The organism is Sphaerisporangium sp. NBC_01403, from assembly GCF_045040145.1.
GTDB classification, from domain to species: Bacteria; Actinomycetota; Actinomycetes; order Streptosporangiales; family Streptosporangiaceae; genus Sphaerisporangium; species Sphaerisporangium viridialbum.
In genome coordinates, this window is the sequence record NZ_CP109534.1 from 414,650 (window position 1) to 439,045 (window position 24,396).

The 24,396-nt window shown below is 67.5% G+C and carries 15 protein-coding genes and 3 rRNA genes; 16 read left to right on the top strand and 2 right to left on the bottom strand.

Annotated features, from left to right (window positions below):
- Positions 1-13: 13 nt before the first annotated feature.
- The 4 genes from OG589_RS01765 (at position 14) to OG589_RS01780 (ending at position 6,254) form a co-directional block, all read left to right on the top strand.
- Positions 14-1,357, top strand: a complete 1,344-nt coding sequence (locus OG589_RS01765; protein ID WP_405145520.1) for a cellulose binding domain-containing protein — start codon at positions 14-16, stop codon at positions 1,355-1,357.
- 23 nt (positions 1,358-1,380) lie between these two features.
- Positions 1,381-3,201, top strand: a complete 1,821-nt coding sequence (locus tag OG589_RS01770) for a chitinase (protein WP_405145521.1) — start codon at positions 1,381-1,383, stop codon at positions 3,199-3,201.
- A 133-nt stretch (positions 3,202-3,334) separates the two neighbouring features.
- Positions 3,335-4,582: a hypothetical protein gene (locus tag OG589_RS01775; protein WP_405145523.1), complete on the top strand. Its 1,248-nt coding sequence runs from the start codon at positions 3,335-3,337 to the stop codon at positions 4,580-4,582.
- A gap of 52 nt (positions 4,583-4,634) precedes the next feature.
- Positions 4,635-6,254 carry an AMP-binding protein gene (locus OG589_RS01780; protein ID WP_405145525.1) on the top strand — a complete coding sequence of 540 codons (1,620 nt, stop codon included), beginning with the start codon at positions 4,635-4,637 and terminating at the stop codon, positions 6,252-6,254.
- A 22-nt stretch (positions 6,255-6,276) separates the two neighbouring features.
- Here the strand turns inward: OG589_RS01780 and OG589_RS01785 are convergent, their stop codons facing one another.
- The gene (locus tag OG589_RS01785) at positions 6,277-6,975 is read right to left on the bottom strand and encodes a DUF6597 domain-containing transcriptional factor (RefSeq protein ID WP_405145527.1); all 699 of its coding nucleotides are present in this window, start codon (positions 6,973-6,975) and stop codon (positions 6,277-6,279) included.
- 9 nt (positions 6,976-6,984) lie between these two features.
- Positions 6,985-8,034 (bottom strand): AI-2E family transporter, encoded by a 1,050-nt coding sequence (locus OG589_RS01790; RefSeq protein ID WP_405145528.1) that lies wholly within the window; start codon positions 8,032-8,034, stop codon positions 6,985-6,987.
- Positions 8,035-8,639: 605 nt separating this feature from the next.
- On the opposite strand from OG589_RS01790, the gene OG589_RS01795 reads away from it, so the two are divergent.
- The 12 genes from OG589_RS01795 to rodA all read left to right on the top strand — a co-directional run bounded on the left by OG589_RS01795 (position 8,640) and on the right by rodA (position 24,347).
- Positions 8,640-10,161, top strand: a 16S ribosomal RNA gene (locus tag OG589_RS01795).
- A gap of 502 nt (positions 10,162-10,663) precedes the next feature.
- Positions 10,664-13,800: ribosomal RNA gene (locus OG589_RS01800) — 23S ribosomal RNA — on the top strand.
- A 77-nt stretch (positions 13,801-13,877) separates the two neighbouring features.
- A 5S ribosomal RNA gene (gene rrf, locus OG589_RS01805) occupies positions 13,878-13,994 on the top strand.
- Together the 16S, 23S and 5S rRNA genes form the textbook arrangement of a ribosomal RNA operon.
- 146 nt (positions 13,995-14,140) lie before the next feature.
- The gene (locus tag OG589_RS01810) at positions 14,141-15,460 is read left to right on the top strand and encodes a bifunctional folylpolyglutamate synthase/dihydrofolate synthase (protein WP_405145530.1); all 1,320 of its coding nucleotides are present in this window, start codon (positions 14,141-14,143) and stop codon (positions 15,458-15,460) included.
- 34 nt (positions 15,461-15,494) lie between these two features.
- On the top strand, positions 15,495-15,830 hold the full coding sequence (locus tag OG589_RS01815; RefSeq protein WP_405145532.1) for a DUF4233 domain-containing protein: 336 nt from the start codon (positions 15,495-15,497) through the stop codon (positions 15,828-15,830).
- Between the two features lie 17 nt (positions 15,831-15,847).
- Complete coding sequence (locus OG589_RS01820; RefSeq protein ID WP_405145534.1) at positions 15,848-17,467, top strand: hypothetical protein; 1,620 nt, start codon at positions 15,848-15,850, stop codon at positions 17,465-17,467.
- A gap of 56 nt (positions 17,468-17,523) precedes the next feature.
- Positions 17,524-17,949: a nucleoside-diphosphate kinase gene (gene ndk / locus OG589_RS01825; protein ID WP_405145536.1), complete on the top strand. Its 426-nt coding sequence runs from the start codon at positions 17,524-17,526 to the stop codon at positions 17,947-17,949.
- 347 nt (positions 17,950-18,296) lie between these two features.
- On the top strand, positions 18,297-19,328 hold the full coding sequence (locus tag OG589_RS01830; RefSeq protein WP_405145537.1) for a rod shape-determining protein: 1,032 nt from the start codon (positions 18,297-18,299) through the stop codon (positions 19,326-19,328).
- 16 nt (positions 19,329-19,344) lie between these two features.
- Positions 19,345-20,601, top strand: coding sequence for a rod shape-determining protein MreC (gene mreC / locus OG589_RS01835; protein WP_405145539.1), 1,257 nt, complete (start codon positions 19,345-19,347; stop codon positions 20,599-20,601).
- 4 nt (positions 20,602-20,605) lie between these two features.
- Positions 20,606-21,142: a rod shape-determining protein MreD gene (gene mreD / locus OG589_RS01840; protein ID WP_405145541.1), complete on the top strand. Its 537-nt coding sequence runs from the start codon at positions 20,606-20,608 to the stop codon at positions 21,140-21,142.
- Positions 21,139-23,187 (top strand): penicillin-binding protein 2, encoded by a 2,049-nt coding sequence (gene mrdA, locus OG589_RS01845; RefSeq protein WP_405145543.1) that lies wholly within the window; start codon positions 21,139-21,141, stop codon positions 23,185-23,187. Before mreD ends, mrdA begins: the two co-directional genes overlap by 4 nt.
- Complete coding sequence (gene rodA, locus OG589_RS01850) at positions 23,184-24,347, top strand: rod shape-determining protein RodA (protein ID WP_405145544.1); 1,164 nt, start codon at positions 23,184-23,186, stop codon at positions 24,345-24,347. Before mrdA ends, rodA begins: the two co-directional genes overlap by 4 nt.
- The last annotated feature ends 49 nt before the right edge of the window (positions 24,348-24,396 follow it).

Below are 24,396 nucleotides of genomic sequence, written 5' to 3' on the forward strand. Positions count from 1 at the left end.
GGGAGGTTGCGTCTTGAGATCGCGCCCCGCTTCCTGGCCCATCGCCGCCGCCACGGTGCTCCTCGCCGTCGCCGCCGCGCTCGCCGTCCCCGGTCCCGCGTACGCCGACACCGCCGTCTTCGCCAAGACGTCGAGCTGGGACGCCGGGTACAACGGCCAGTTCACGATCACCAACACGGGTTCCACGACGCTGAACGGCTGGACCGTCGCCTTCGACCTGCCATCGGGAACCACCGCGGGGACCTACTGGGACGCGCTCATGACCCGTTCCGGCGCCCGCTACACGTTCAAGAACCGCGAGTACAACGGGACGCTGGCCCCAGGGGCGTCCGCCACCTTCGGCTGGGTGGCGAGCGGCACGGGCTCACCCGCCGCGTGCACGCTGAACGGGGCCTCCTGCTCCGGCGGGACGGGCCCCACACCGACCCCCACTCCCACCCCAACGCCGACCCCGACCACGACGCCCCCGCCGGGCACCCCGGGATCGCTCTTCCACGCGCCCTACGTCGACATGGGCGCCTGGCCGACTCCCAGCATCCCCGCGATGAAGTCGGCGTCCGGGCTGAAGAACTTCACCCTGGCCTTCATCACCGCCTCCGCCTGCAAGGCGATGTGGTTCAACGCCTACGACCCCCGCCAGGGCTGGGCGAAGGACCAGATCGACGCGATCCGCGCGGGCGGCGGCGACGTGAAGATCTCCTTCGGCGGCGCGAGCGGCATCGAGCTGGCGCAGGCGTGCTCTGACGTGAACGCGCTGTTCACCGAGTACGACGCTGTCGTCAAGGCGTACGCGCTGAAGTACGTCGACTTGGACATCGAGGGTGCTGCCTCGGCCGACCCGGTGTCGGTGAACCGCAGGTCGCAGGCGCTGGCCCGCCTCCAGCAGGCGAACCCCGGCCTCAAGATCTCGCTGACCCTGCCCGTCCTGCCCGAAGGGCTCACCGCCGACGGCCTGAACGTCGTGAAGTCGGCGCGCGACGCCGGCGTGGCCCTGGATGTCGTCAACGTCATGGCGATGGACTACTACCGGTCCGCCGACTACGGCGACGCGGCGGTCCAGGCGGCGCAGAGCACCTTCACCCAGCTCAAGTCCCTCTATCCCGGCAGGACCGACGCCCAGGTCTGGAGCATGGTCGGCGTCACCCCGATGGTCGGCCAGAACGACGACGGCCGGATCTACGACCAGGCCGACGCCCGGCAGCTCGTGACGTTCGCCAAGAGCAAGCACCTGGGCGAGCTGGCCTTCTGGGAGATGACCCGCGACCGCAACGCCTGCACCGGAGCCCTCTACATGTGCACGAACATCGCCCAGTCGCCGTACGACTTCTCCAAGATCTTCGCGGAGTACAACGGATGACCTTCCTCCAACGTCTCAAAGCCGTGTCACGTCCCAGGGCGGCCGGCTCCGTCTCCCGTCTCAGGGCGGCCGCCGTCACGGCCGTACTCGCGCTCGGCGTCGCGGTGCTCCCGGTCACGGCCGCCCTGGCGGCCAACATCGCCGTCAACCCCGGGTTCGAGAGCGGGCTCAGCGGCTGGACCTGCGCCTCCACTGCGAGAACCGTGACCAGCCCGGTCCACGGGGGCGCCTCCGCGCTGGAGGCCACCCCCGCGGGCAGCGACTACGCCCGCTGCTCCCAGACGGTGAGGGTCAAGCCGTCCTCCTCGTACTCCCTGTCGGCGTGGGTCAGGGGAAGCTACGTCTTCCTCGGCGCGCTTGGCACCGGCACCACCGACGTCAGCACCTGGGGCACCCCCGGCTCGTCCTACGCCCAGCTCACCACGTCGTTCACCACCGGATCCGCCACGACCTCGGTCACCGTGTACGTCAACGGCTGGTACGGCACGGGCGCCTACAACGCCGACGACATCGTGCTGGACGGGCCCGCCGGTGACGGCGGCGGCACCCAGGTGCCGGCCGTGCCGGCGGGGCTCGCGGTCACCGGCACCACGGCCTCCAGCGTCTCGCTGAGCTGGTCGGCGTCCACGGGCGCGACCGCGTACAACGTCTACAGGGACGGGACCAAGGTCGGCACCCCCACCGGCACGACCTACACCGCCTCGGGGCTGACCTCGGGAACCACCTACCGGTTCGCGGTGAGCGCCTCGAACTCGGCGGGGGAGTCGGCGAGGTCGGCGGAGGTGACGGGCACGCCGACGAGCACGCCGCCGCCGCCCGGCACCCTGCCGAAGCGGGTGCTGGTGGGGTACCTCCACGCCTCGTTCGCCAACGGATCCGGATATATCAGGATGAGCGAGGTCCCGAACGCCTGGGACGTCATCGACCTGGCCTTCGGCGAGCCCACCTCCGTCACCTCGGGCGACATCCGCTTCAACCGGTGCCCGTCCGGCGAGTGCCCGAACGTCGAGAGCGACGCCGACTTCACCGCCGCCATCCGCGCCAAGCAGGCGGCCGGCAAGAAGGTGCTCATCTCGATCGGCGGCCAGAACGGCCAGGTACAGCTCACCACCGCCGCCGCCCGCGACAAGTTCGTCAGCTCAGTGGGCGCGATCATCGACAAGTACGGCCTCGACGGGCTCGACATCGACTTCGAGGGCCACTCCCTGTCGCTCAACGCGGGTGACACCGACTTCAGGAACCCGACGACGCCGGTCGTGGTGAACCTGATCTCGGCGATCAGGACCCTCAAGGCCAAGTACGGCACGAAGTTCGTGCTGACCATGGCCCCGGAGACCTTCTTCGTCCAGCTCGGCTACCAGTTCTACGGTTCGGGGACGGGCGGCGCCGACCCGCGCTCGGGCGCGTACCTGCCGGTGATCCATGCCCTGCGCAACGACCTCACCCTGCTTCACGTGCAGGACTACAACTCGGGCCCGATCATGGGCCTCGACAACCAGTACCACACCATGGGCGCGGCGGACTTCCACGTCGCCATGACCGACATGCTGCTCACCGGCTTCCCCGTGCGGGGGAACACCGCCGACGTCTTCCCCGCGCTGCGCCCCGACCAGGTCGCCATCGGCCTGCCGGCCGCGCCGTACGCGGGGAACGGCTTCACCACGGTGGGAGAGGTCCAGAAGGCCTTCGACTGCCTGGCGAAGGGGACCAACTGCGGTTCCTACCGGCCGCGCGGGGTCTACCCGAGCCTGCGCGGCCTCATGACCTGGTCGATCAATTGGGACAAGTACAACGGCTCGGAGTTCTCCCTGAACCACCGCGCCTACCTCAACGCCCTCCCATGATGCACACCGACCATGCCATCGTCACCCATTGGAGTCAAAACACTTCTTTGTGTGAACAATTCTGGATAGATGGTGGCAATTTTCATCCCCGAGTGGTCGGTTTGGCCTGTCGTCCGGCAGGCTAGTGACCGTCATGGACTACGCAATTCTCACGGGGTTCGTCCTCGTATCAGGTGTCGTGCTCGCGGTCGTCGCACAGTGGAAGGGCTGGAAGCCGTCTCTCGCCGTCGCTCTCGCGGTCGGCATCGGCGTCCGTGTCCTGATCATGATCCTGTCGGCGACCGACACCTGGCAACCGGTCGACTTCGTGAACAGCTTCAAACCTGCGGGCGAGGCGATCCTCGCCCACAAGGATCCGGTGCTGGAGAGCAACGGCGGCTGGCACTTCCTCCCGACGATCCCCTACGTCTATGGCTTACTGCTGTGGATGCACATCCCGTGGGAGGTCGCCGGCCGCCTGGTCACCGTGGTCTCCGACATCATCCTGATCCCGCTCGTCGGCAAGCTGGCCGGCGGCAGGGACGCCAACCTCCGCGCCTTCCAGTACGCCTGCAACCCGCTCGCGCTGCTGGTCGCGTCGGTGCACGGCCAGGTGGAGCCGGTCTCCCTGGTCTTCGGCGTGGCCGCCTTCATCGTGGCGAGGAACGCCAGAACCTCGCGGCCGGTGCGCAACGCGATCGTCGCCGGCCTGCTGATGGGCCTCGCGCTCTGCGCCAAGAGCTGGCCGATCTGGCTGGTTCCCGGCATGCTGCTGTTCCTGCCCGACCTGCGGTCCCGCGCCTATGCCTTCTTCGCGACCGGGGTCGCGCCCATCTTCTTCCTCGTCACCCTGCCCATCGGCGCCGGCACGTCCCTGGCCCAGCTGCCCACGGTCATCCGCACGATCGGCGACGTGCGCCCGATCGTCGGCGAATGGGGGTGGACGGCGCTCGTGGTGGGCGGCGACTGGACCCTCGACGCCGGCCTCGCCCGCTACGGCCAGTGGATGATCTACGGCACGCTGCTCCTCGTCGGGTTCCTGTGGCGGAAGGCCGATCCGATCGACCTGACCACGGCCCTGCTGCTGGCGTTCATGGTGGTGACCCCGCGCCTCGGAGCGCAGTACCTCATGTGGTTCATGCCGTTCCTGGTGGCCAGGCCGACGCGGTTCGCCTGGCCCGCCATCATCGGCACCTCCACCTGGGCCGCGGTCGGATATCTCTACCTGACGCAGTTCGACAACGAGCGCTGGTGGATCCTGCACGAGCCATGGGCGATGAGCTCCGCGCTCCTGCTGCCCGTGCTGGTCGCCGCCATGCCGTGGGGCGCCCGCCGCACCGGGGGCTCGCCCGTCGTACCTGCCACCGAGGTTCCCCGATCGCCGGTCGTCGCCTCGGCCTGACATCTCGCGCGGGACGGTTGACTAGCACCAAGCGCTTGCTCAAAATCAGGGAGTGCCGACCTTCGCGGAGCTGGTGGAGGCGCGTGCCCACGACGAGCACGCCGGTCTCCGGTTCGAGGACGAGACCTACTCGTGGGCGCGGGTCGTCCTAGAGGCGCGAAAGCGGGCGGCGCTCGCGCTCGCCCTCCGTGATCCCGGGCGCCCGTTCCACGTCGGGGTTCTGCTCGACAACGTCCCCGAGTACGTCTTCTGGATCTTCGGCGCGGCCCTGGCCGGGGCCGCGGTCGTGGGGGTCAACCCCACCCGGCGCGGCGCCGAGCTCGCCGCCGACATCCGGCACACCGACAGCCTGTTCCTGGTCACCGACTCCACGCGGGCGGGCCTGCTCGACGGCATGGACTTGGGCGTCCCGTTGCTGCTCGCGGACTCGCCGGACTACCGGACGTCCCTGGCCTCGCGTGAGGGCGCGAGCCGTACGGTGCCGGGATCGGAACCGCTGCTCCTGCTGTTCACCTCCGGATCCACGGGCGCGCCGAAGGCGGTCATCTGCTCCCAAGAACGCCTGGCGGAGATCGCGGCGCACGGAGTGGTGTTCGGCATCGGCCGCGACGCGGTCACCTACATCGCCATGCCGTTGTTCCACGGCAACGCCGTGATGGCCAACCTCGCCATGGCGACGCACGGGGGAGCGACCGTGGCGCTGCGCCGGCGCTTCAGCGCGTCCGGCTTCCTCCCCGATATCCGGAAATTTGGGGTTACGTACTTCAACTACGTGGGACGGGCGCTCGCCTACATCCTCGCCACGCCGGAGCGCCAGGACGACGCGGACAACCCGCTGGCCGCCGCGTTCGGCACCGAGGCGTCGGCCCGCGACATGGCCGAGTTCGGCCGCCGGTTCGGCTGCCACATCATCGAGGGGTACGGCTCCAGCGAGGGCGTGATCGCGATCAGCAAGACGCCGGGCACACCGCCGGACGCCCTAGGGCTCGCGGGCGAGGGCGTGGACCTCGCCGTACACGACCCCGAGACCGGCCTCGAATGCCCGCGCGCCGTCTTCGACGAGGCACGGAGGCTGGTCAACGCCCACGAGGCCATCGGCGAGATCGTCCGGCGGGGCGCGGCCTTCGAGGGGTACTACAACAATCCGGAGGCCGACGCACGGCGGCTGCGCGACGGCTGGTACTGGAGCGGCGACCTCGGCTACCGCGACCAGGACGGGTACTTCTACTTCGCCGGGCGCGACGCGGACTGGCTGCGCGTCGACGGCGAGAACTTCGCCGCCGCGCCCGTCGAACGCATCCTCGCCAGGTACGCACCGGTGATCATGTGCGCGGTGTACGCCGTGCCGGACGCGCGGACCGGCGACCAGGTGATGGCCACGCTCGAACTCTCCGGCTCCTTCGACCCCGACGGCTTCGCCCGGTTCCTCGCGGAGCAGCCCGACCTTGGTACCAAGTGGGCGCCCCGGTTCGTACGGATCACGCGGGCGATGCCGCTCACGCCCACGAACAAGGTGGCCAAGACCGGACTGCGGCGCGAAAGGTGGGAGTGCGCCGACCCGGTCTTCTGGCGGCCCGGCCGGGAGCCGCGTTACCTGCCGATGGCCGGCGCCGACCGTGCCGAGCTCAGGAAGCGCTTCAGCGAGTCGGGCCGGGAGCGGTTCCTGCTGTGACCTCCCTGCTGTGACCCCCGGATCAGGCGGTGGCGCCCGTGTCGCTTGCGTCGCCCGTTTGGCCCGCCAGCAGCCGGCCGAGCGGCACTCCCGCCAGGCGCCTCACGTCGTTCGCCATGTGCGCCTGGTCGCTGTAACCGCTCCCCGCCGCCACGTCGGCCAGCCGCGCTCCCGCTCTGGCCAGGGCGAGCGCCCTCTGGAATCGCACGACACGCTGGAGGACCTTGGGCCCGTACCCGAACGCGCGCACGCACCGCCTGTTGAGCTGCCGCTCGCTGAGACCGAGATCCCATGCCACCTCGGCGACCGTCGAGCCGTGCCGGAGCGCCCGCGTGACCGCGGGGACGGACTCGTCCGGCCCTGGCGTCTCGCGCAGCCTGACGGCCACCGCGCGCCCCAGGTCGTCCGGCCCGCGGAGCTCGAAGGCGGGCAGGTCGGCCAGCGGCACCCGCCGGTCCCTGAACTCCTCGGGGGGCACCCCGAACACCTCGCCCACCGCCCCCGGGCGGAAGCGGATGCCGGTGAACCGCTCGCCCGGCCGGAGTGTGGCCAGGAAGTGCCCTGTGTCCGGGCCCGCGACGTGCGGCCCGTCCGGGCCCCAGATGAGGTCGACGCAACCATCGGGAACGACCCGCTGCACCAGGGGGGCGGCGGTCTCCTGCACCCACAGGCAGGCCACCCGGCCGGCCAGCGAAGGGCCGGGCGCCGTCTCCTCGTACATACGAGCAGCCTACGAGCGTGGCTGGTCGTTCGGTATCTCACCGGAGACGAGCGCGCCCGACCACTTGGCGCTCGGGTCGCTGTCGATCAGCAGGGCGCGGGTGAGCAGCGTGAGCGGGATGGCGAGGAGCGCCCCGATCGGCCCGAGCACCGTGGCCCAGATGATCAGCGACAGGAAGGTCACCGTCGTGGTCAGCCCCACGGCGTCGCCGAGGAACTTCGGCTGGATGAACGACTGCACCACGATGTTGATCACCATGTAGGCGACGATGGTCAGGATCATCGTCCTGAGGCCCCCGGTGAGCAGCCCGAGCAGGGCGGGGGGCACCAGCCCGATGACGAAGCCGATGTTCGGGATGTAGTTCGTGATCAGCGCCAGCACCCCCCACAGGAGAGGGAGCGGCACGTGCAGGATGTACAGCGCGACGACGTCCAGCGCCGCGCAGATCAGGCCGAAGATCGTGGAGACGAGCAGGTAGCGGCGGGTCTTCTGGGCGAACGTCGTCAGCGCGTTGGTGATGGCGGGTCGCTCGGCCGACGCGGCCGACATGATGCGGGAGATGATCGGCGCGTCCAGGCTCATCGCCAGCAGGAGGATGACGATCAGCAGCAGGCTGGAGACCACGCCCAGCACGCTCGACAACAAGCCCTGGGCGAACTCGAAGATCTTGCCGGGGTCCAGCGACTGGATCGCCTTGTTCACCTGGGGCGCGATGCCGTGCTCGGCCGCCCATTTCTGCGCGTCGGCCACGAGCTTGTTGAACTGGTTCGCGTAGCTGGGGACGAGCACGGCCATCTGCACGACGGCGGTGGTGAGGATGGCGACCATGCCGAGCAGGACGACGATGACCACCGCGAACGGGACCGCGACGACCACCCAGCCGGGCGCCCGCCTGCGCGTGAGCCAGCCCCTGATCGGGGACACGGCGATCGTGAGGACGAGCGCGAGCACGACGGGGCCGGCGATCGTGTCGATCGCCTTGATGCCGGCCAGGGCGATGACGGCCGTCGCCAGGACGAGCAGCATGATCAGTGCCCGCGGTACCGTTCTGTCGCTCACGGCCTGCCTCGATCCGCTCGGGGAATCCTCTGTTTCTACCGCTTGTTGTACGTGTGTTGGCGCGAGGGGCGAAAGGTTCTACGCGATCGTTGCCCGTTATGGATCGAGAGCTGGCCGGGGACTGCTAATCTTTTGTCGTCGGCATCGCCCGGCCAACATCCCCGCTCTCCACTTCTGGTGGATGCCGCGTGGGCGCTGGTTGGGTGCGGTGCCGGTATTCCTCTAAAAGATCTACCGGGCAGCGTTTGCGCCGCCAGGCCAGATCGGGTAAATTAGAGGGGTTGCCCTGGAGACGGGGCGGTCTGAATCCTAGTGGGTTCGGGTGGCTGGAAGTCAAGTGCCTGCAAAGGCGCGGTTTGCTCCCGGTCAAACGGCCTTGTAAGATGAAGACATACGAGATGGAAGCCCCGGAGTTCGGGTCCACGTGGTGGGTTCGGGTGATGGTGTACGCGTCCGTTTCTTGAGAACTCAACAGTGTGTTAAAAGCCAGTGCATGAATATGCATACCTCCGTCTTTCATGCGCCCTTGTGGGTGTGTGGGGATGGTTTCCTTTGGTTGACATCGCACATGTGTGTGTGGTGTTCGCCGGGATTTCTTCAGACATTGTTTGGAGAGTTTGATCCTGGCTCAGGACGAACGCTGGCGGCGTGCTTAACACATGCAAGTCGAGCGGAAAGGCCCTTCGGGGTACTCGAGCGGCGAACGGGTGAGTAACACGTGAGTAACCTGCCCCTGACTTTGGGATAAGCCCGGGAAACTGGGTCTAATACCGGATACGACCAGCCTTGGCATCGGGTGCTGGTGGAAAGTTTTTTCGGTTGGGGATGGACTCGCGGCCTATCAGCTTGTTGGTGGGGTAGTGGCCTACCAAGGCGACGACGGGTAGCCGGCCTGAGAGGGCGACCGGCCACACTGGGACTGAGACACGGCCCAGACTCCTACGGGAGGCAGCAGTGGGGAATATTGCGCAATGGGCGAAAGCCTGACGCAGCGACGCCGCGTGGGGGATGACGGCCTTCGGGTTGTAAACCTCTTTCAGCAGGGACGAAGTTGACGTGTACCTGCAGAAGAAGCGCCGGCTAACTACGTGCCAGCAGCCGCGGTAATACGTAGGGCGCAAGCGTTGTCCGGAATTATTGGGCGTAAAGAGCTCGTAGGTGGCTTGTCGCGTCTGCCGTGAAAGCCCATGGCTTAACTGTGGGTCTGCGGTGGATACGGGCTGGCTAGAGGTAGGTAGGGGCAAGCGGAATTCCTGGTGTAGCGGTGAAATGCGCAGATATCAGGAGGAACACCGGTGGCGAAGGCGGCTTGCTGGGCCTTACCTGACGCTGAGGAGCGAAAGCGTGGGGAGCGAACAGGATTAGATACCCTGGTAGTCCACGCTGTAAACGTTGGGCGCTAGGTGTGGGGTCCTTCCACGGATTCCGTGCCGTAGCTAACGCATTAAGCGCCCCGCCTGGGGAGTACGGCCGCAAGGCTAAAACTCAAAGGAATTGACGGGGGCCCGCACAAGCGGCGGAGCATGTTGCTTAATTCGACGCAACGCGAAGAACCTTACCAAGGCTTGACATCGCCCGGAAAGCTCTGGAGACAGAGCCCTCTTCGGACTGGGTGACAGGTGGTGCATGGCTGTCGTCAGCTCGTGTCGTGAGATGTTGGGTTAAGTCCCGCAACGAGCGCAACCCTTGTTCCATGTTGCCAGCACGCCCTTTGGGGTGGTGGGGACTCATGGGAGACTGCCGGGGTCAACTCGGAGGAAGGTGGGGATGACGTCAAGTCATCATGCCCCTTATGTCTTGGGCTGCAAACATGCTACAATGGCCGGTACAGAGGGTTGCGATGCCGTGAGGTGGAGCGAATCCCTAAAAGCCGGTCTCAGTTCGGATTGGGGTCTGCAACTCGACCCCATGAAGTCGGAGTCGCTAGTAATCGCAGATCAGCAACGCTGCGGTGAATACGTTCCCGGGCCTTGTACACACCGCCCGTCACGTCACGAAAGTCGGCAACACCCGAAGCCCGTGGCCCAACCAGCTTGCTGGGGGGAGCGGTCGAAGGTGGGGCTGGCGATTGGGACGAAGTCGTAACAAGGTAGCCGTACCGGAAGGTGCGGCTGGATCACCTCCTTTCTAAGGAGCATCTGGCTGAGCTCGCGGGTGCGTCGCAAGGTCGTCGCATCGGGGTTTGGTCCATGGTCGTGTTCGCAAGCGTTCGTCTTGTGCGCGACCTGCTCATTAGTGGAGCACTGGCTATTCAGTCCGGCCGAGGTCGCCGGCCTGTCAGTACTGCTTGCTTCGCGGGTCTTCGGGTCTGTGGGGTGGGTTGCGAGTGGAACGCGGGTCGCGGGGGTCTGCGGCGGGGTTCGGACACACTGTTGGGTCCTGAGGAAACGGGCCGAACGCGCGGGGCCGCTGTCGACAGGCTGTTGCCATGGTCGGGTCGTGGTGGCGGTCTCGTTGCTTGTTGGGTCGTGTTCCTTGTTTGCGGGGCCAGCCTTCCGTCATACCGGTTCGCATCGTGGCTTGAGAGATGTTGTGTCTTTCGGGTTGGTGGTGTGGGTGTCTGGTGGTGGGTGGGGTTGGTGGCCTGTTTGTTGTTTGTGAATTGCATAGTGGACGCGAGCATCTTTGTGGCCAAGTTTTTTAGGGCACACGGTGGATGCCTTGGCATCAGGAGCCGATGAAGGACGTGGGAGGCTGCGTTAAGCCTCGGGGAGTCGCCAACCAGACGTTGATCCGGGGATGTCCGAATGGGGAAACCTAGCACCAGTCATGTGGTGTTGCCGCCGTCTGAATGTATAGGGCGGTTGGTGGTAACGCGGGGAAGTGAAACATCTCAGTACCCGTAGGAAGAGAAAACAATAGTGATTCCGTGAGTAGTGGTGAGCGAAAGCGGATGAGGCTAAACCATGCGCGTGTGATAGCCGGCAGGTGTTGCGTGTGTGGGGTTGTGGGACCCTCTTGTGGTTTCTGCCGAGGCCACGAACAGTGATAAATCCAGCTGGTAGTCGAAGCTTCTGGGAAGTTGCGCCGTAGACCGTGAGAGTCGGGTAGGCGAAACTGGTTGGACTGTTTGAGGGGATCCCAAGTAGCACGGGGCTCGAGGAATCCTGTGTGAATCTGCCAGGACCACCTGGTAAGCCTAAATACTCCCTGATGACCGATAGTGAACAAGTACCGTGAGGGAAAGGTGAAAAGCGCCCCGGTGAGGGGTCGTGAAATAGTACCTGAAACCGTGTGCCTACAAGCCGTAGGAGCTTGGACGAGGCTTGCCTTGTCCGTGATGTGACTGCGTGCCTTTTGAAGAATGAGCCTGCGAGTTATGGTGTGTGGCGAGGTTAACCCGTGTGGGGGAGCCGTAGCGAAAGCGAGTCTGAATAGGGCGTTTGAGTCGCATGCTGTAGACCCGAAGCGGAGTGATCTACGCATGGGCAGGTTGAAGCGCGGGTAAGACCGTGTGGAGGACCGAACCCACCAGGGTTGAAAACCTGGGGGATGACCTGTGTGTAGGGGTGAAAGGCCAATCAAACTCCGTGATAGCTGGTTCTCCCCGAAATGCATTTAGGTGCAGCGTCACGTGTTTCTTGCCGGAGGTAGAGCACTGGATGGCTGATGGGCCTTACCGGGTTACTGACGTCAGCCAAACTCCGAATGCCGGTAAGTGAGAGCGTGGCAGTGAGACTGCGGGGGATAAGCTCCGTAGTCGAGAGGGAAACAGCCCAGACCACCGACTAAGGCCCCTAAGCGTGTGCTAAGTGGGAAAGGATGTGGAGTCGCAGTGACAACCAGGAGGTTGGCTTAGAAGCAGCCATCCTTGAAAGAGTGCGTAATAGCTCACTGGTCAAGTGATTCCGCGCCGACAATGTAGCGGGGCTCAAGTACACCGCCGAAGTCGTGGCATTCACGCGTTAAGCCCGGTGTGATGTGAGTCGCATCTAGGTGTGTGGATGGGTAGGGGAGCGTCGTGCGGCCGGCGAAGCAGCCGAGTGATCGAGTTGTGGAGGCCGTGCGAGTGAGAATGCAGGCATGAGTAGCGAATCAGAAGTGAGAAACTTCTGCGCCGGATGACCAAGGGTTCCTGGGCTAGGCTAATCCGCCCAGGGTAAGTCGGGACCTAAGGCGAGGCCGACAGGCGTAGTCGATGGACAACGGGTTGATATTCCCGTACCCGCTAGCACGCGCCCATATCGAATCCAGTGATACTAAGGGTCCTTAAGCCCCTGTTGTCCTTCGGGACTTGGTGAGGCTGAACGCCTGGCCTGATCTGGTAGTAGGTAAGCGATGGGGTGACGCAGGAGGGTAGCCCATCCCAGGCGATGGTTGTTCCTGGGGTAAGCATGTAGCCCGTGGCATAGGTAAATCCGTGCCACACGTAGGGTGAGATGTGATGCCGAGCCGATTGTGGTGAAGTGGGTGATCCCATGCTGCCGAGAAAAGCCTCTAGTGAGTGTGCCGGCGGCCCGTACCCTAAACCGACTCAGGTGGTCAGGTAGAGAATACCAAGGCGATCGGGTGAACTGTGGTTAAGGAACTCGGCAAATTGCCCCCGTAACTTCGGGAGAAGGGGGACCCTTGCTGGTGATGAGTCTTGCACTCGGAGCTGGTGGGGGTCGCAGTGGCCAGGGGGAAGCGACTGTTTACTAAAAACACAGGTCCGTGCGAAGTCGTAAGACGATGTATACGGACTGACGCCTGCCCGGTGCCGGAACGTTAAGGGGACCGGTTAGTGCGCTTTCGGGCGTGCGAAGCTGAGAACTTAAGCGCCGGTAAACGGCGGTGGTAACTATAACCATCCTAAGGTAGCGAAATTCCTTGTCGGGTAAGTTCCGACCTGCACGAATGGCGTAACGACTTCCCCGCTGTCTCAACCACAGACCCGGCGAAATTGCACTACGAGTAAAGATGCTCGTTACGCGCAGCAGGACGGAAAGACCCCGGGACCTTCACTACAGCTTGACATTGGTGTTTGGGACGGCTTGTGTAGGATAGGTGGGAGACGGTGAAGCTCGGACGCTAGTTCGGGTGGAGTCATTGGTGAAATACCACTCTGGTCGTTTTGGATGTCTAACCCGCGCCCGTGTATCCGGGTGGGGGACAGTGTCTGGTGGGTAGTTTAACTGGGGCGGTTGCCTCCTAAAGGGTAACGGAGGCGCCCAAAGGTTCCCTCAGCCTGGTTGGCAATCAGGTGTTGAGTGTAAGTGCACAAGGGGGCTTGACTGTGAGACCGACAGGTCGAGCAGGAGCGAAAGCTGGGACTAGTGATCCGGCGGTGGCATGTGGAAGCGCCGTCGCTCAACGGCTAAAAGGTACCCCGGGGATAACAGGCTGATCTTCCCCAAGAGTCCATATCGACGGGATGGTTTGGCACCTCGATGTCGGCTCGTCGCATCCTGGGGCTGGAGTAGGTCCCAAGGGTTGGGCTGTTCGCCCATTAAAGCGGTACGCGAGCTGGGTTTAGAACGTCGCGAGACAGTTCGGTCCCTATCCGCTGCGCGCGCAGGAGACTTGAAAGGGGCTGTCCCTAGTACGAGAGGACCGGGACGGACGAACCTCTGGTGTGCCAGTTGTTCTGCCAAGAGCACGGCTGGTTGGCTACGTTCGGGAGGGATAACCGCTGAAAGCATCTAAGCGGGAAGCCTGCCTTGAGATGAGGTCTCCCACCTGGAAACAGGGTAAGGCTCCCAGGAGACGACTGGGTTGATAGGCCGGAGGTGGAAGCATCGTGAGGTGTGGAGCTGACCGGTACTAATAGGCCGAGGACTTGACCACAAAGCGTTTTGCTCGCGTCCACTATGTAACTCAGAAACAACAAGCTGGGGTGACCCGGGTTGTGTGTTTCAAGGGGTTACGGCGGTCATAGCGGAAGGGAAACACCCGGTTACATTCCGAACCCGGAAGTTAAGCTTTCCAGCGCCGATGGTACTGCACCGGGGACGGTGTGGGAGAGTAGGACACCGCCGGACAAATATTGTGTTGGTAGGATAGCCATCCACTTTGTGGATGGCTATCCTGCGTTATGGACCCTTTCACGTTCCAAGCCGGCCGAGGGTTGTCCACAGGGGCCACGGGCGCGGCACGGACCGCGCGCCCTGGTAAGTAGGCTTCAGGTGTGGAATATCAGGCGGTCGAAAAGGCGATCTTGCAGCGAGGTGTGGAGTGGGACATCGATCCCACCCTGGACCGGATCAACGTCCTGATGGATCTGCTGGGCCAGCCCCAGCGGGCCTATCCGGTCGTCCACATCACCGGCACCAACGGCAAGTCGAGCACTGCCCGCATGATCGATTCCCTGCTCCGTGAGCGGAATCTCCGGGTCGGCCGGTTCACCAGCCCGCACCTCACCTCGATGCGCGAGCGCATCAGCCTCGACGGCGAGCCGCTCAGCGAAGAGCGGTTCGCCGAGGTGTACGAGGACGTCCAGCCCTATCTCGAGCTCGTCGACCAGCAGCAGGGCAGGCTCTCGTTCTTCGAGACGCTCACCGCCATGGCGTACGCGGCCTTCGCGGACGCGCCCGTCGACGTCGCGGTCATCGAGGTCGGCATGGGAGGCACCTGGGACTCCACGAACGTCACCGACGGCGCCATCGCCGTCGTCACTCCCATCTCCCTCGACCACGTCGGCTACCTCGGGCCCGACATCGAGGCCATCGCCCGCGAGAAGTCCGGCATCATCAAGCCGGGTGCGACGGCCATTCTGGCGCAGCAGCCTCTCGCGGCCGCCGAGGTCCTGATGCGGCGTGCCGCCGAGACGGGGGCCACGGTCGCCCGTGAGGGGCTGGAGTTCGGCGTGGCCCACAGAGAGATCGCCATGGGCGGCCAGCTCCTTCGCCTCCAGGGGCTCAAGGGCGTCTACGACGAGGTCTTCCTCCCGCTGTTCGGAGAGCACCAGGCGAGCAACGCCGCCTGCGCGCTGGCGGCGGTCGAGGCGCTCACCGGGGGCGACGACCCTCTCGACGGAGATCTCGTGCGGCGGGCGTTCGCACAGGTGACCTCGCCGGGACGGCTGGAGGTCATCCGGCGCGGTCCCACCGTCGTCGTGGACGCCGGGCACAATCCGGGGGCGATGGAGTCGGTCGTCCAGGCCCTGGAGGAGTCCTTCGGGTTCAGCAGGCTCGTCGCCGTGGTGGCGGTCATGGCCGACAAGGACGTCGCCGGCGTCCTGGAGCTTCTGGAGCCCGTGGTGGAGGAGATCGTCGTCACGCGCAACTCCTCGCCGCGCTCCATGGATCCCGAGGAGCTGGCGTCGCTGGCCGAGGACATCTTCGGCAGCGAGCGCGTGCACGAGGTGGCGCGCATCGACGACGCCATCGACATCGCCATCGGCCTGGCCGAGGAGACCGGCGAGTTCGGCGGCGCGGGGGTTCTGATCACCGGCTCGGTCGTCACCGTCGGCGACGCCCGCACCCTGCTCAAGGCGGGCCGGGGCTGATGATGCCGGCGGTCGGGGTCGAAGGAGGGCCGGCGTGAGCTTCACCGTCACTCCCGGGATGCGGCGCCTGTGCGCCAGCGTGCTCGGTATGGAGTCCATCGTGCTGGCGCTGGTCACGCCCGTGGCCATCGTGGTGAACGATGTGGTGCCAGGCGTGGCCGTTCCCGTGTGCGTGGGCCTCGCGCTGGCGTGCGTGGTCGTGGCGGGCATGCTCAAGCGGCCCTCCGCGTACATCGCGGGCAGCGTGGTGCAGGTGCTCGCCATCGCCACGGGTTTCCTGGTGCCGATGATGTTCTTCCTCGGCGTCGTCTTCGCAGCGCTCTGGGTGACGGCGATATTTGTCGCTCGCCGTGTCGAGGGCGTGACTTAACGCTAAAGTCGGTCAGTATGGCCGTCCCCCCAATCCAGGCCGCGGGCTTCAGGAGTCTTGGCCGGGTCCACCGTCTGCCGTTCGTGCTCGACGTGATCGTCGGGCTTCTGACCGCGGTCGCCCTTCCGCTGGCGATCGTCGCCATCCCCAACACCATCTCCGTGGTGTCCGCCCTGCTCCCTCCAGAGATCGCCGGGGTCGGCATCCTGAGGGCCCATGGGCTCGCCCTGCCCGTCATGCTGTGCACCGTCCCGCTCGCCGGGGCCGCGCTGAGACGGTTCCCGGCGGCGCCGATCCTCGTGGCCGGGCTGGCGCTCCTCGCCGTGGCCGATGTGGCAGGAGGCTTCGCCGGCTCGACGTTCGGCGTCGGCGCGCTGCGGGTCCTGCACGGCGTCGGCGCGGGCATGCTGGTCCCGGCGACATTCGCCGCGAGCTGGGAGCGTCCGAGCCCGGCTCGCGGCGTCCTGATGCCCATCTGGGCCGGAGCGCTGGCCGTCAGCCTGCTGGCCGCTCAGGCGCTGGCTCTGTGGCCGCTCGACGCCGTGACGTCCTGGCGGGTGACCCTCCAGCCGTATCCCCTGCTGACCGGCCTGGCGCTCGCGCTGGCCGCCGTCTACTTCGTGCTCTCTCGCCTGACCGGCGAGAGCGCCGACGCGCGTGCCGAGAGCGCGCGGCGCGGGCACCTGGTGCTCGCCGCCGGGCCGTCCGTCGGCATCGCCGTCCTCGCCTTCGGCACCACGTTCAACTGGCCGTCAGGGCTGATCGTCGCCGCGGCCGGGCTGGCGGTGGTGATGCTGCTGGCCATGGCGTGCGCCGGTCGCATCGAAGGGCCCGGTGGCCGCGTGCTCGCGTTCGTGATGGTCGCCGTCGGGCTGGTGGTCCTTCCGACCTCGGCCCAGGTGACCTACGTCGAGCTGGGCGGCCTCGGAGGCCCTGGGCTGTCGGGCCTGTGGGCTCCCTTCGGGCTCGCCGCCGTGATCGCGTTCGCCGCCGCGCTCGTCGCGGGACGGGTGAGCGACGCGTTGGTGCCGAAGCTCGTCGGCGGCGGGCTGGTGACCATGGTCGTGGGGCTGTGCGCGGTGCGCCTGTTCGTCCCGGCGGCCTGGGGCATGCCTCTCCTGCTGCCGTTCGTGCTGCTGACGGCGGGTGCCGCCGTCGCGGTCACCTCGGCCCTGCGGGGGGTGGGGCTCCGTGCCGCGCTGTTCGGGCTGTCCCTGTGCTTTCCCGCCGTCCTCAGCGGATTCCTGCTGGGCACGGGCATCCAGGTCGGCTGGCTGCGCGCGGTCAGCTCGTCCGGGACGGTCACCTCGCAGGCCATGGTCGACGGCTTCGTCGGGGCCCTGCACATCTGGGCGCTCGTCGCCGGCTTCGTGGTCGTCATCGTGCTCGTGGTGGGCGCCGTGCTCGCCCGCCGGCTGCCCGAGGAGAGCCCGGTTCCATCCCGCACCACGCCGTCGCCCCCTGAGGCCTCGGCCTCCGCTCCGGCGGGCACGGTGACGGAGCCGATGATGGAGTCGATCGGCGGCGAACGGTCTGCCGCAGACCCCGAAACCGCCATGATCCCGGTCGTTCCGCCGCCGACCCGGTCCCCCGAGGGCACCACCGGCGAGGACGGCGAGGGGCCCTCAGCCCGGTAAGCTGCGCACACGCTTCCCCTCTTGCCGGCCGCCGCGCGCGGCGGCCGACGATCACTATGAAGGAGATACCCGTGTCCGAGCGCACGCTTGTCCTGATCAAGCCCGACGGTGTCCGCCGTGGCCTCATCGGTGACGTGATCGCCCGCGTGGAGCGCAAGGGCCTCAAGGTCATAGCCATGGACCTCCGCACGCTGGACGCCGAGACCGCCAAGGCCCACTACGCCGAGCACGCCGAGAAGCCGTTCTTCGGCGAGCTGGTCGAGTTCATCACCTCCGGTCCGCTGGTCGCGATGGTGCTCGAGGGCCCGCGCGCCGTCGAGGCCTTCCGCGCCCTCGCGGGCGCCACCGACCCGGTGAAGTCGGCCCCCGGCACGATCCGCGGCGACCACGCCCTGGAGATCGGCGAGAACATCGTCCACGGGTCCGACTCGCCCGAGTCCGCGGCCCGCGAGGTCAAGATTTTCTTCCCCGACCGTTTCTGAGCGCCGGCCGCCAGCCCGGCTGACGGCTCCGCGTGCGACGAGCCGGGAGACATGAGACCGGCGAAGGCCCTGGCGTGTGACCAACGCGCCGGGGCCTGACGCGTGCAAGGGAGCGGTTCGAGCTCTCCCGACACGCGCGGGGACGCAATCGGCCGAGCCCGGCGTGTCCATGGTCGAAGCGGGTCGGGAGGGGTATAAGCGCAGGTCGGTGCCCTATCGTCCCGGAACCACGACAAGTTTTTTCTGAGCCGGACGGCTCGTTGCCCTCGCGAGTGGGTACGTCACGTTACGATTCGAATGCGAATCGTAATCTCTCGCGAACGACCTGAAGGAAGGTTTCCTTCCCCATGGGCAGCAAGCTGGCATTCCTCGGCCGTGACATGGCCGTCGACCTGGGCACGGCCAACACGTTGGTCTACGTGCGCGGGCGCGGCATCGTGCTCAACGAGCCGTCGGTGGTCGCGATCAACACCACCACCGGCAAGATCGTGGCAGTGGGCATCGAGGCCAAGAGGATGATTGGCCGAACGCCCGGCAACATCGTGGCGATACGCCCGCTGAAGGACGGCGTGATCGCCGACTTCGACGTGACCGAGCGCATGTTGCGCTATTTCATCCAGCGGGTGCACAAACGGCGGCAGTTCGCCAAGCCTCGCATCATCGTGGCCGTTCCGAGCGGCATCACCGGTGTCGAGCAGCGGGCGGTCAAGGAGGCGGGCTACCAGGCGGGGGCCCGCCGGGTCTACATCATCGAGGAGCCGATGGCCGCCGCGATCGGCGCCCGGCTGCCCGTCCACGAGCCGACCGGCAACATGGTGGTCGACATAGGAGGTGGCACCACCGAGGTGGCGATCATCTCGATGGGCGGCATCGTGACCAGCCAGTCGATCCGCGTCGGGGGCGACGAGCTCGACCAGGCGATCATCGCCTTCGCGAAGAAGGAGTACTCCCTGATGCTCGGGGAGCGCACCGCGGAGGAGATCAAGATCGCGATCGGCTCGGCCTGCCCCGTCGGGGACGACTGCCACGCCGAGATCCGTGGCCGCGACCTGGTCACCGGCCTGCCCAAGACGATCGTGGTGTCGGCCGACGAGATCCGCAAGGCCACCGAGGAGCCGCTCAAGTCCATCGTCGACGCGGTGAAGTCCACCCTGGACAAGTGCCCTCCCGAGCTCTCCGGCGACCTGATGGACCGGGGTGTCGCCCTCACGGGCGGCGGAGCCCTCCTGAAGGGCATGGACGACCGCCTGCGCGACGAGACCGGCATGCCCATCCATCTCGTGGAGAACGCCCTCGACTCCGTGGCGCTCGGCTCGGGCAAGTGCGTCGAGGAGTTCGAGGTCCTGCAGCAGGTGCTGGTGCCGGAGCCGAGACACTGATGGAGCAGGGGCACCGATGAGGGATACCCGCCGCGCGCGGTTGATCCTTGGGCTGCTGCTGGCCGTGGCGCTCGTCCTGATCACCATCGACCACCGGCAGCGCGAGGATTCCCTGTTCGAGCCCGTCCGCTCCGTCGCCGCGTCGCTGTTCGGCGCGGTCGAGCAGGCGGGCACGGGCGTCGTGCGGCCCGTGGGCGACTTCATCGGCACCTACACCTCCGCCTCCGACTCCAAGCGTCAGATCACGCTGCTGCGGGCGGAGAACGCCCGGCTGCGACAGGAGCTGACCGCTCACAGCCTCGACCGCCACAGGTCGGCCGAGCTGACCCGCATGCTCGGGCTCTCAGGCCTCGGCGGCTACCGCGTGGTGGCGGCCCAGGTGATCGCCCGGCGCGGTGTCCCCGGCTTCGAGGACGCCGTGGAGATCGACGCGGGCACCGGCGACGGCGTGCGGTCCGAGATGACCGTGCTCAACGGAGACGGCCTGGTCGGCAGGGTCGTCCACACCAGCCCGAGCACCTCCACAGTGGTCCTGCTCACCGACTCGGCGTCCTCGGCGGGGGCCCGGGTGGAGGGAAGCAACGAGATCGGCCTGGTGACGGGCCTCGGGCCGGTCGCCGAGGGCCGGCTCATCCGCTTCCGTCTCCTCGACTCGGCGGCGCCGCTGGCCGCCGGTCGCCGCATCGTGAGCTTCGGCTCGCAGCGGGGCATGCCGTACGCGCCGGGCCTGCCGGTGGGCACCATCCAGCGGGTCGAGGCCACGCCAGGGGAGCTCACCCGGGTCGCGTACGCCAAGCCCTTCGTCGACTTCACGGCGCTGGACGTCGTCGGAGTGGTCATACGGGCGCCGCAGCGCGATCCCAGGGACGCGATGCTGCCGCCGCCTCCTCCCGCGGCGAAGGCTCGCGCCACCGCGCCCCCGCCCCAGACGCCGTCCCCTTCGGCCTCGCCGCCCGCCTCGCCCTCACCCTCCTCGACGGCACGGGGCCAGGATGACGCCGACGGCGAGCATCCTCGGGGTACGCGCCAGAGCCCGGTCCAGACCCGCGAGCAGTCGGCCCGCACGCGCCCGCGTTCCGCCCATGGGCCCGGGCGCCCGGCCGGCCCGCGCAGGCGGGCCGGCGCCATACGCGAAGGGCCGGGCACGAGGGCCCGCGAGCGGCCGGCGGAAGGCACGCGAGGGCGGGCACACGGGGGCACGCGGGAGCGGCCCGGCGAGAAGGCACACGAGCGGCCTGGCACCAAGCACGGCCAGGCCGGCGAGAGGACATGAAAGCGTGATCCGAGCGATGGCGGCGGTGCTGCTCGCCGGCCTCATCATGATCGTTCAGGTGACCGTCGTGAACCGCCTGCCGCTGCCGGGCGGCGGCGGCCCCGACCTGGTGCTCCTCACGGTCGTGGTGGTCGCGCTGGCGCACGGGGCGGTCGCCGGGGCCCTCACCGGCTTCGCCGCCGGCCTCGCCACCGACCTGCTGCCGCCCGCGGCCCACGTCATGGGGCAGTACGCCCTGGTCTTCTGCCTGGTGGGCTTCATGGTGGGCCGCGCCACCGAGCGGGCGCCCGGCTCCTCGGCGGTCACGGTCATCGTCGCGCTGATGCTGGCGCCGCTCATGTCGGCCGGGGTGGGCGGCCTGCTCGGTGATCCCCGGGTCGACTGGCAGGCGCTGGCCGGCCTGTGGCCGTCGCTGGTGATGTACAACCTGGCCCTGGCCGCGCTGATCTTCTGGGTGGTGTCCCGCTACTCAGGCGACCGCCGCCACCGGAGGCGGGCGGCCGTGCCCACCGGGGCCTACCCGGTGCGGAGGCACGTGTGATCAGGGTCCGCGCCCGGCTGGTGGTGCTGCAGTTCCTCGTGCTGACCCTGCTGGCGGTCCTGACCGTACGGCTGTGGCAGGTGCAGGTCGTGCGCGGCGGCCAGTTCGTGGCGGCGGCGACCGAGACCCGCACCCGCGACGTGATCGTCCCGGCCGTGCGCGGGCAGATCCTGGACGCCAGCGGGCGCCCTCTGGTGCGCAACCGCACCTCGCTGGTCGTCTCGGTCGACCGCGCCGAGGTCGAGCGCATGCGCGACGGCGGCGTGGCCGTGCTGAAGCGGCTCGCGGCGGTGCTCGACCGCCCGGTCAAGGAGCTGCGCCAGCGCATCCGCCCGTGCGGGCCCCACGTGACCCGTCCGTGCTGGCCGGGCTCGCTCTACTCGCCGATCCCCATCGACGACAACGTCACCCCCCGGGAGGCGCTGCAGATCCTGGAGCGTCAGGAGGACTTCCCCGGGGTCATCGCCGAGGTGCAGGCCGTGCGGGAGTATCCCCTCGGCTCCGGGGCGTCGCAGACCCTCGGCTACCTGCAACCGGTCACCGAGGCCGAGCTGAAGAAGCGGTCGACGCTCAAGGCCAACTTCTCCGGCGTCGACCTCGTCGGCAGGGACGGGCTCGAATACATCTACGACGACGCGCTGCGCGGGTCGCCGGGGCTCCGGAGGGTCCAGGTCGACCGCATGGGCAAGGTCCTCGGCATCGAGCGGCAGACCTCCCCGACGCCGGGCGACATCCTGATCACCAACATGGACGCCAACGTGCAGAAGGTCGTCGACCAGGCGCTCGCGAACGCCATGAAGAACGCCCCCAGGGCCGACGGCGCGGCCGCGGTCGTCCTGGACGTGAAGACCGGCGGGGTCATCGCGCTCGGCAGCACGCCGACCTACGACCCCGCGGTCTGGGCGGGCGGCATCTCCGAGAAGGACTACCAGCGGCTGCTGTCGGAGAAGGCGGGCCTGCCGCTGATCTCCCGGGCGACCCACGGTGAGTTCGCGCCCGGTTCGACGTTCAAGGTCTCCTCCCTGTCCGCGATGATCAGGGACGGGTACCCCCTGCGCGGCAAGTACGACTGCCCGGGGGCCTACGACATCGGAGGCCGGGCGTTCCACAACTTCCACGGCATCGGCATGGGGGTCATCGACCTTCACACGGCCCTGGTGAAGTCGTGTGACACGATCTTCTACAAGGCCGCGAGCGAGATGTGGACGCGGGACGGCGGGAACAAGCCGGTGCCGCACCCCAAGGAGCCGATGACCAACACGGCCAAGATGTTCGGATTCGGCAGGAAGACCGGCATCGACTTGCCCGGCGAGGTGTCCGGGCGCATCCCCGGCCGCACCTGGAAGAAGCGGCAGTGGACGGCGACCAAGAACAACAGCTGCACGCGGGCCAAGACCGGTTATCCCGAGGTGGAGAAGAAGGACCCCGCCCGCGCCGCCTATCTCAAGACGCTGGCCCACGAGAACTGCGTCGAGGGGTTCGAGTGGCACGTCAGCGAGGCGGCCAACCTCTCCATCGGCCAGGGCGACGTGCTGGTGACGCCCCTGCAGCTGGCCGCCGCGTACGCCGCGATCGTGGGCGACGGCAAGCTGCGCAGCCCCCGCATCGCCAAGGCGATCGTGCGGCCGGACGGCACCCACGTGCAGGAGATCAAGGCGCCGGTCACCGGGCGGCTTCCGATCAGCAAGGAGACCCGCGACTACATCCGCGCCGCGCTCAGCGAGGTGACCTCCGACGGCACCGCGGCGGGCGCTTTCAGCGGGTTCCCGATGAACGTGGTGAAGATCGGCGGCAAGACCGGTACCGCCGAGGTCTACGGCAAGGAGGACACCTCGTGGTTCGCCTCCTTCGCCCCGGCGGCCGACCCGAGGTTCGTGGTCGTCGTCACGATCTCGCAGGGCGGTCAGGGCGCCATGGCGGCGGCCCCCGCGGCGCGCGAGATCTACGAGGGCATCTACGGCATCAAGGGCAAGGCGGCGCTGCCTGACGGCAAGCCCGTCGAGAAGCTCCCGTCGATCAGGAAAGACGGGACGGTGGTGCAGTGAACCAGGCCCTCGCCCCGCAGAGCCGCTCCTTCGTCCGCAGGGCCATGGGCGCGCAGTCGGCGGTGTGGCGGGTGGACGGCGTCCTGCTGGTCGCGGTCATGGCCCTGTCGGTCATCGGCACGCTGCTGGTGTGGTCGTCGACGCGTACGTGGGCGGCGGGCGCGCCGACGGGCATGGCCAAGAAGCACGTGCTCAACCTCGTCATCGGGTGGATCCTCTGCGGCATCGTCGCGATGGCCGACCAGCGGAGGCTGCGGGTCTACGCGCCCGCCGTGTACGGGGTGTCCCTTCTCGGGCTGCTGGCCGTGGTCACCCCGCTCGGTTCGACGATCAACGGGTCCCACTCGTGGATCCTGCTGGGCGGGGGGTTCGCGGTCCAGCCGTCCGAGCTCGCCAAGCCCGCGCTGATCCTCATGATGGGGGCGTTGCTCGCCGAGCCGGCGCCGGGCACCGACCGGCCCCGCACGCTCGACCTGCTGCTCTGCGTCGCGGCCTCGGGCATCGCGGCGGGCCTGATCATGCTCCAGCCCGACTTCGGCACCACGATGGTGCTCGCCGTCATCACCGGCGGGTTGCTGATCTTCGCCGGCCTGCGGAAGCGCTACATCATCGGGCTCGCCGTGCTGGCGATGGCCGGGGCCCTGGCCGTGTGGCTCTTCGGGCTGCTCAAGCCGTACCAGGTGGCGCGGTTCACGGCGTTCATCAACCCGGCGAACGACCCGCGCGGGGCGGGGTACAACAGCACGCAGGCGTTGATCGCGATCGGCTCGGGGGAGCTGTTCGGCAAGGGGCTGTTCCACGGGGGGCAGACCACCGGGCGGTTCGTCCCCGAGCAGCACACCGACTTCATCTTCACCGTGGTGGGAGAGGAGTTCGGGTTCCTCGGCTCGGTCACCGTGGTCCTGCTGCTCGGGGTGGTGCTGCTGCGGGGGCTGCGCATCGCCAGGCAGTGCGAGGACCGCTTCGGCGCGCTGGTCGTGGGCGGCGTCGTGTGCTGGTTCGCCTTCCAGTCCTTCGTCAACGTCGGCATGACCATCGGCATCATGCCGATCACCGGGGTGCCCCTGCCCTTCGTGTCGTACGGGGGCACCGCGACGTTCGCCAACATGATCGCCCTTGGATTACTCCAGGCCGTGCACATACGCGAACGCACGTTCTAGCCATGCCCCCGGCTCCGGCCGGGGGCGGCCTGGCACGATGCGCGGCGAG

What these genes read in the sequence shown, in the direction of transcription:
- OG589_RS01775 (WP_405145523.1), top strand. Translation starts at nt 3,335, where the DNA reads ATGGACTACGCAATTCTCACGGGGTTCGTCCTCGTATCAGGTGTCGTG.
- OG589_RS01785 (WP_405145527.1), bottom strand. Translation starts at nt 6,975, where the DNA reads ATGTACGAGGAGACGGCGCCCGGCCCTTCGCTGGCCGGCCGGGTGGCC.
- OG589_RS01820 (WP_405145534.1), top strand. Translation starts at nt 15,848, where the DNA reads ATGGCCGTCCCCCCAATCCAGGCCGCGGGCTTCAGGAGTCTTGGCCGG.
- ndk (WP_405145536.1), top strand. Translation starts at nt 17,524, where the DNA reads ATGAAGGAGATACCCGTGTCCGAGCGCACGCTTGTCCTGATCAAGCCC.
- OG589_RS01830 (WP_405145537.1), top strand. Translation starts at nt 18,297, where the DNA reads ATGGGCAGCAAGCTGGCATTCCTCGGCCGTGACATGGCCGTCGACCTG.
- mreC (WP_405145539.1), top strand. Translation starts at nt 19,345, where the DNA reads ATGAGGGATACCCGCCGCGCGCGGTTGATCCTTGGGCTGCTGCTGGCC.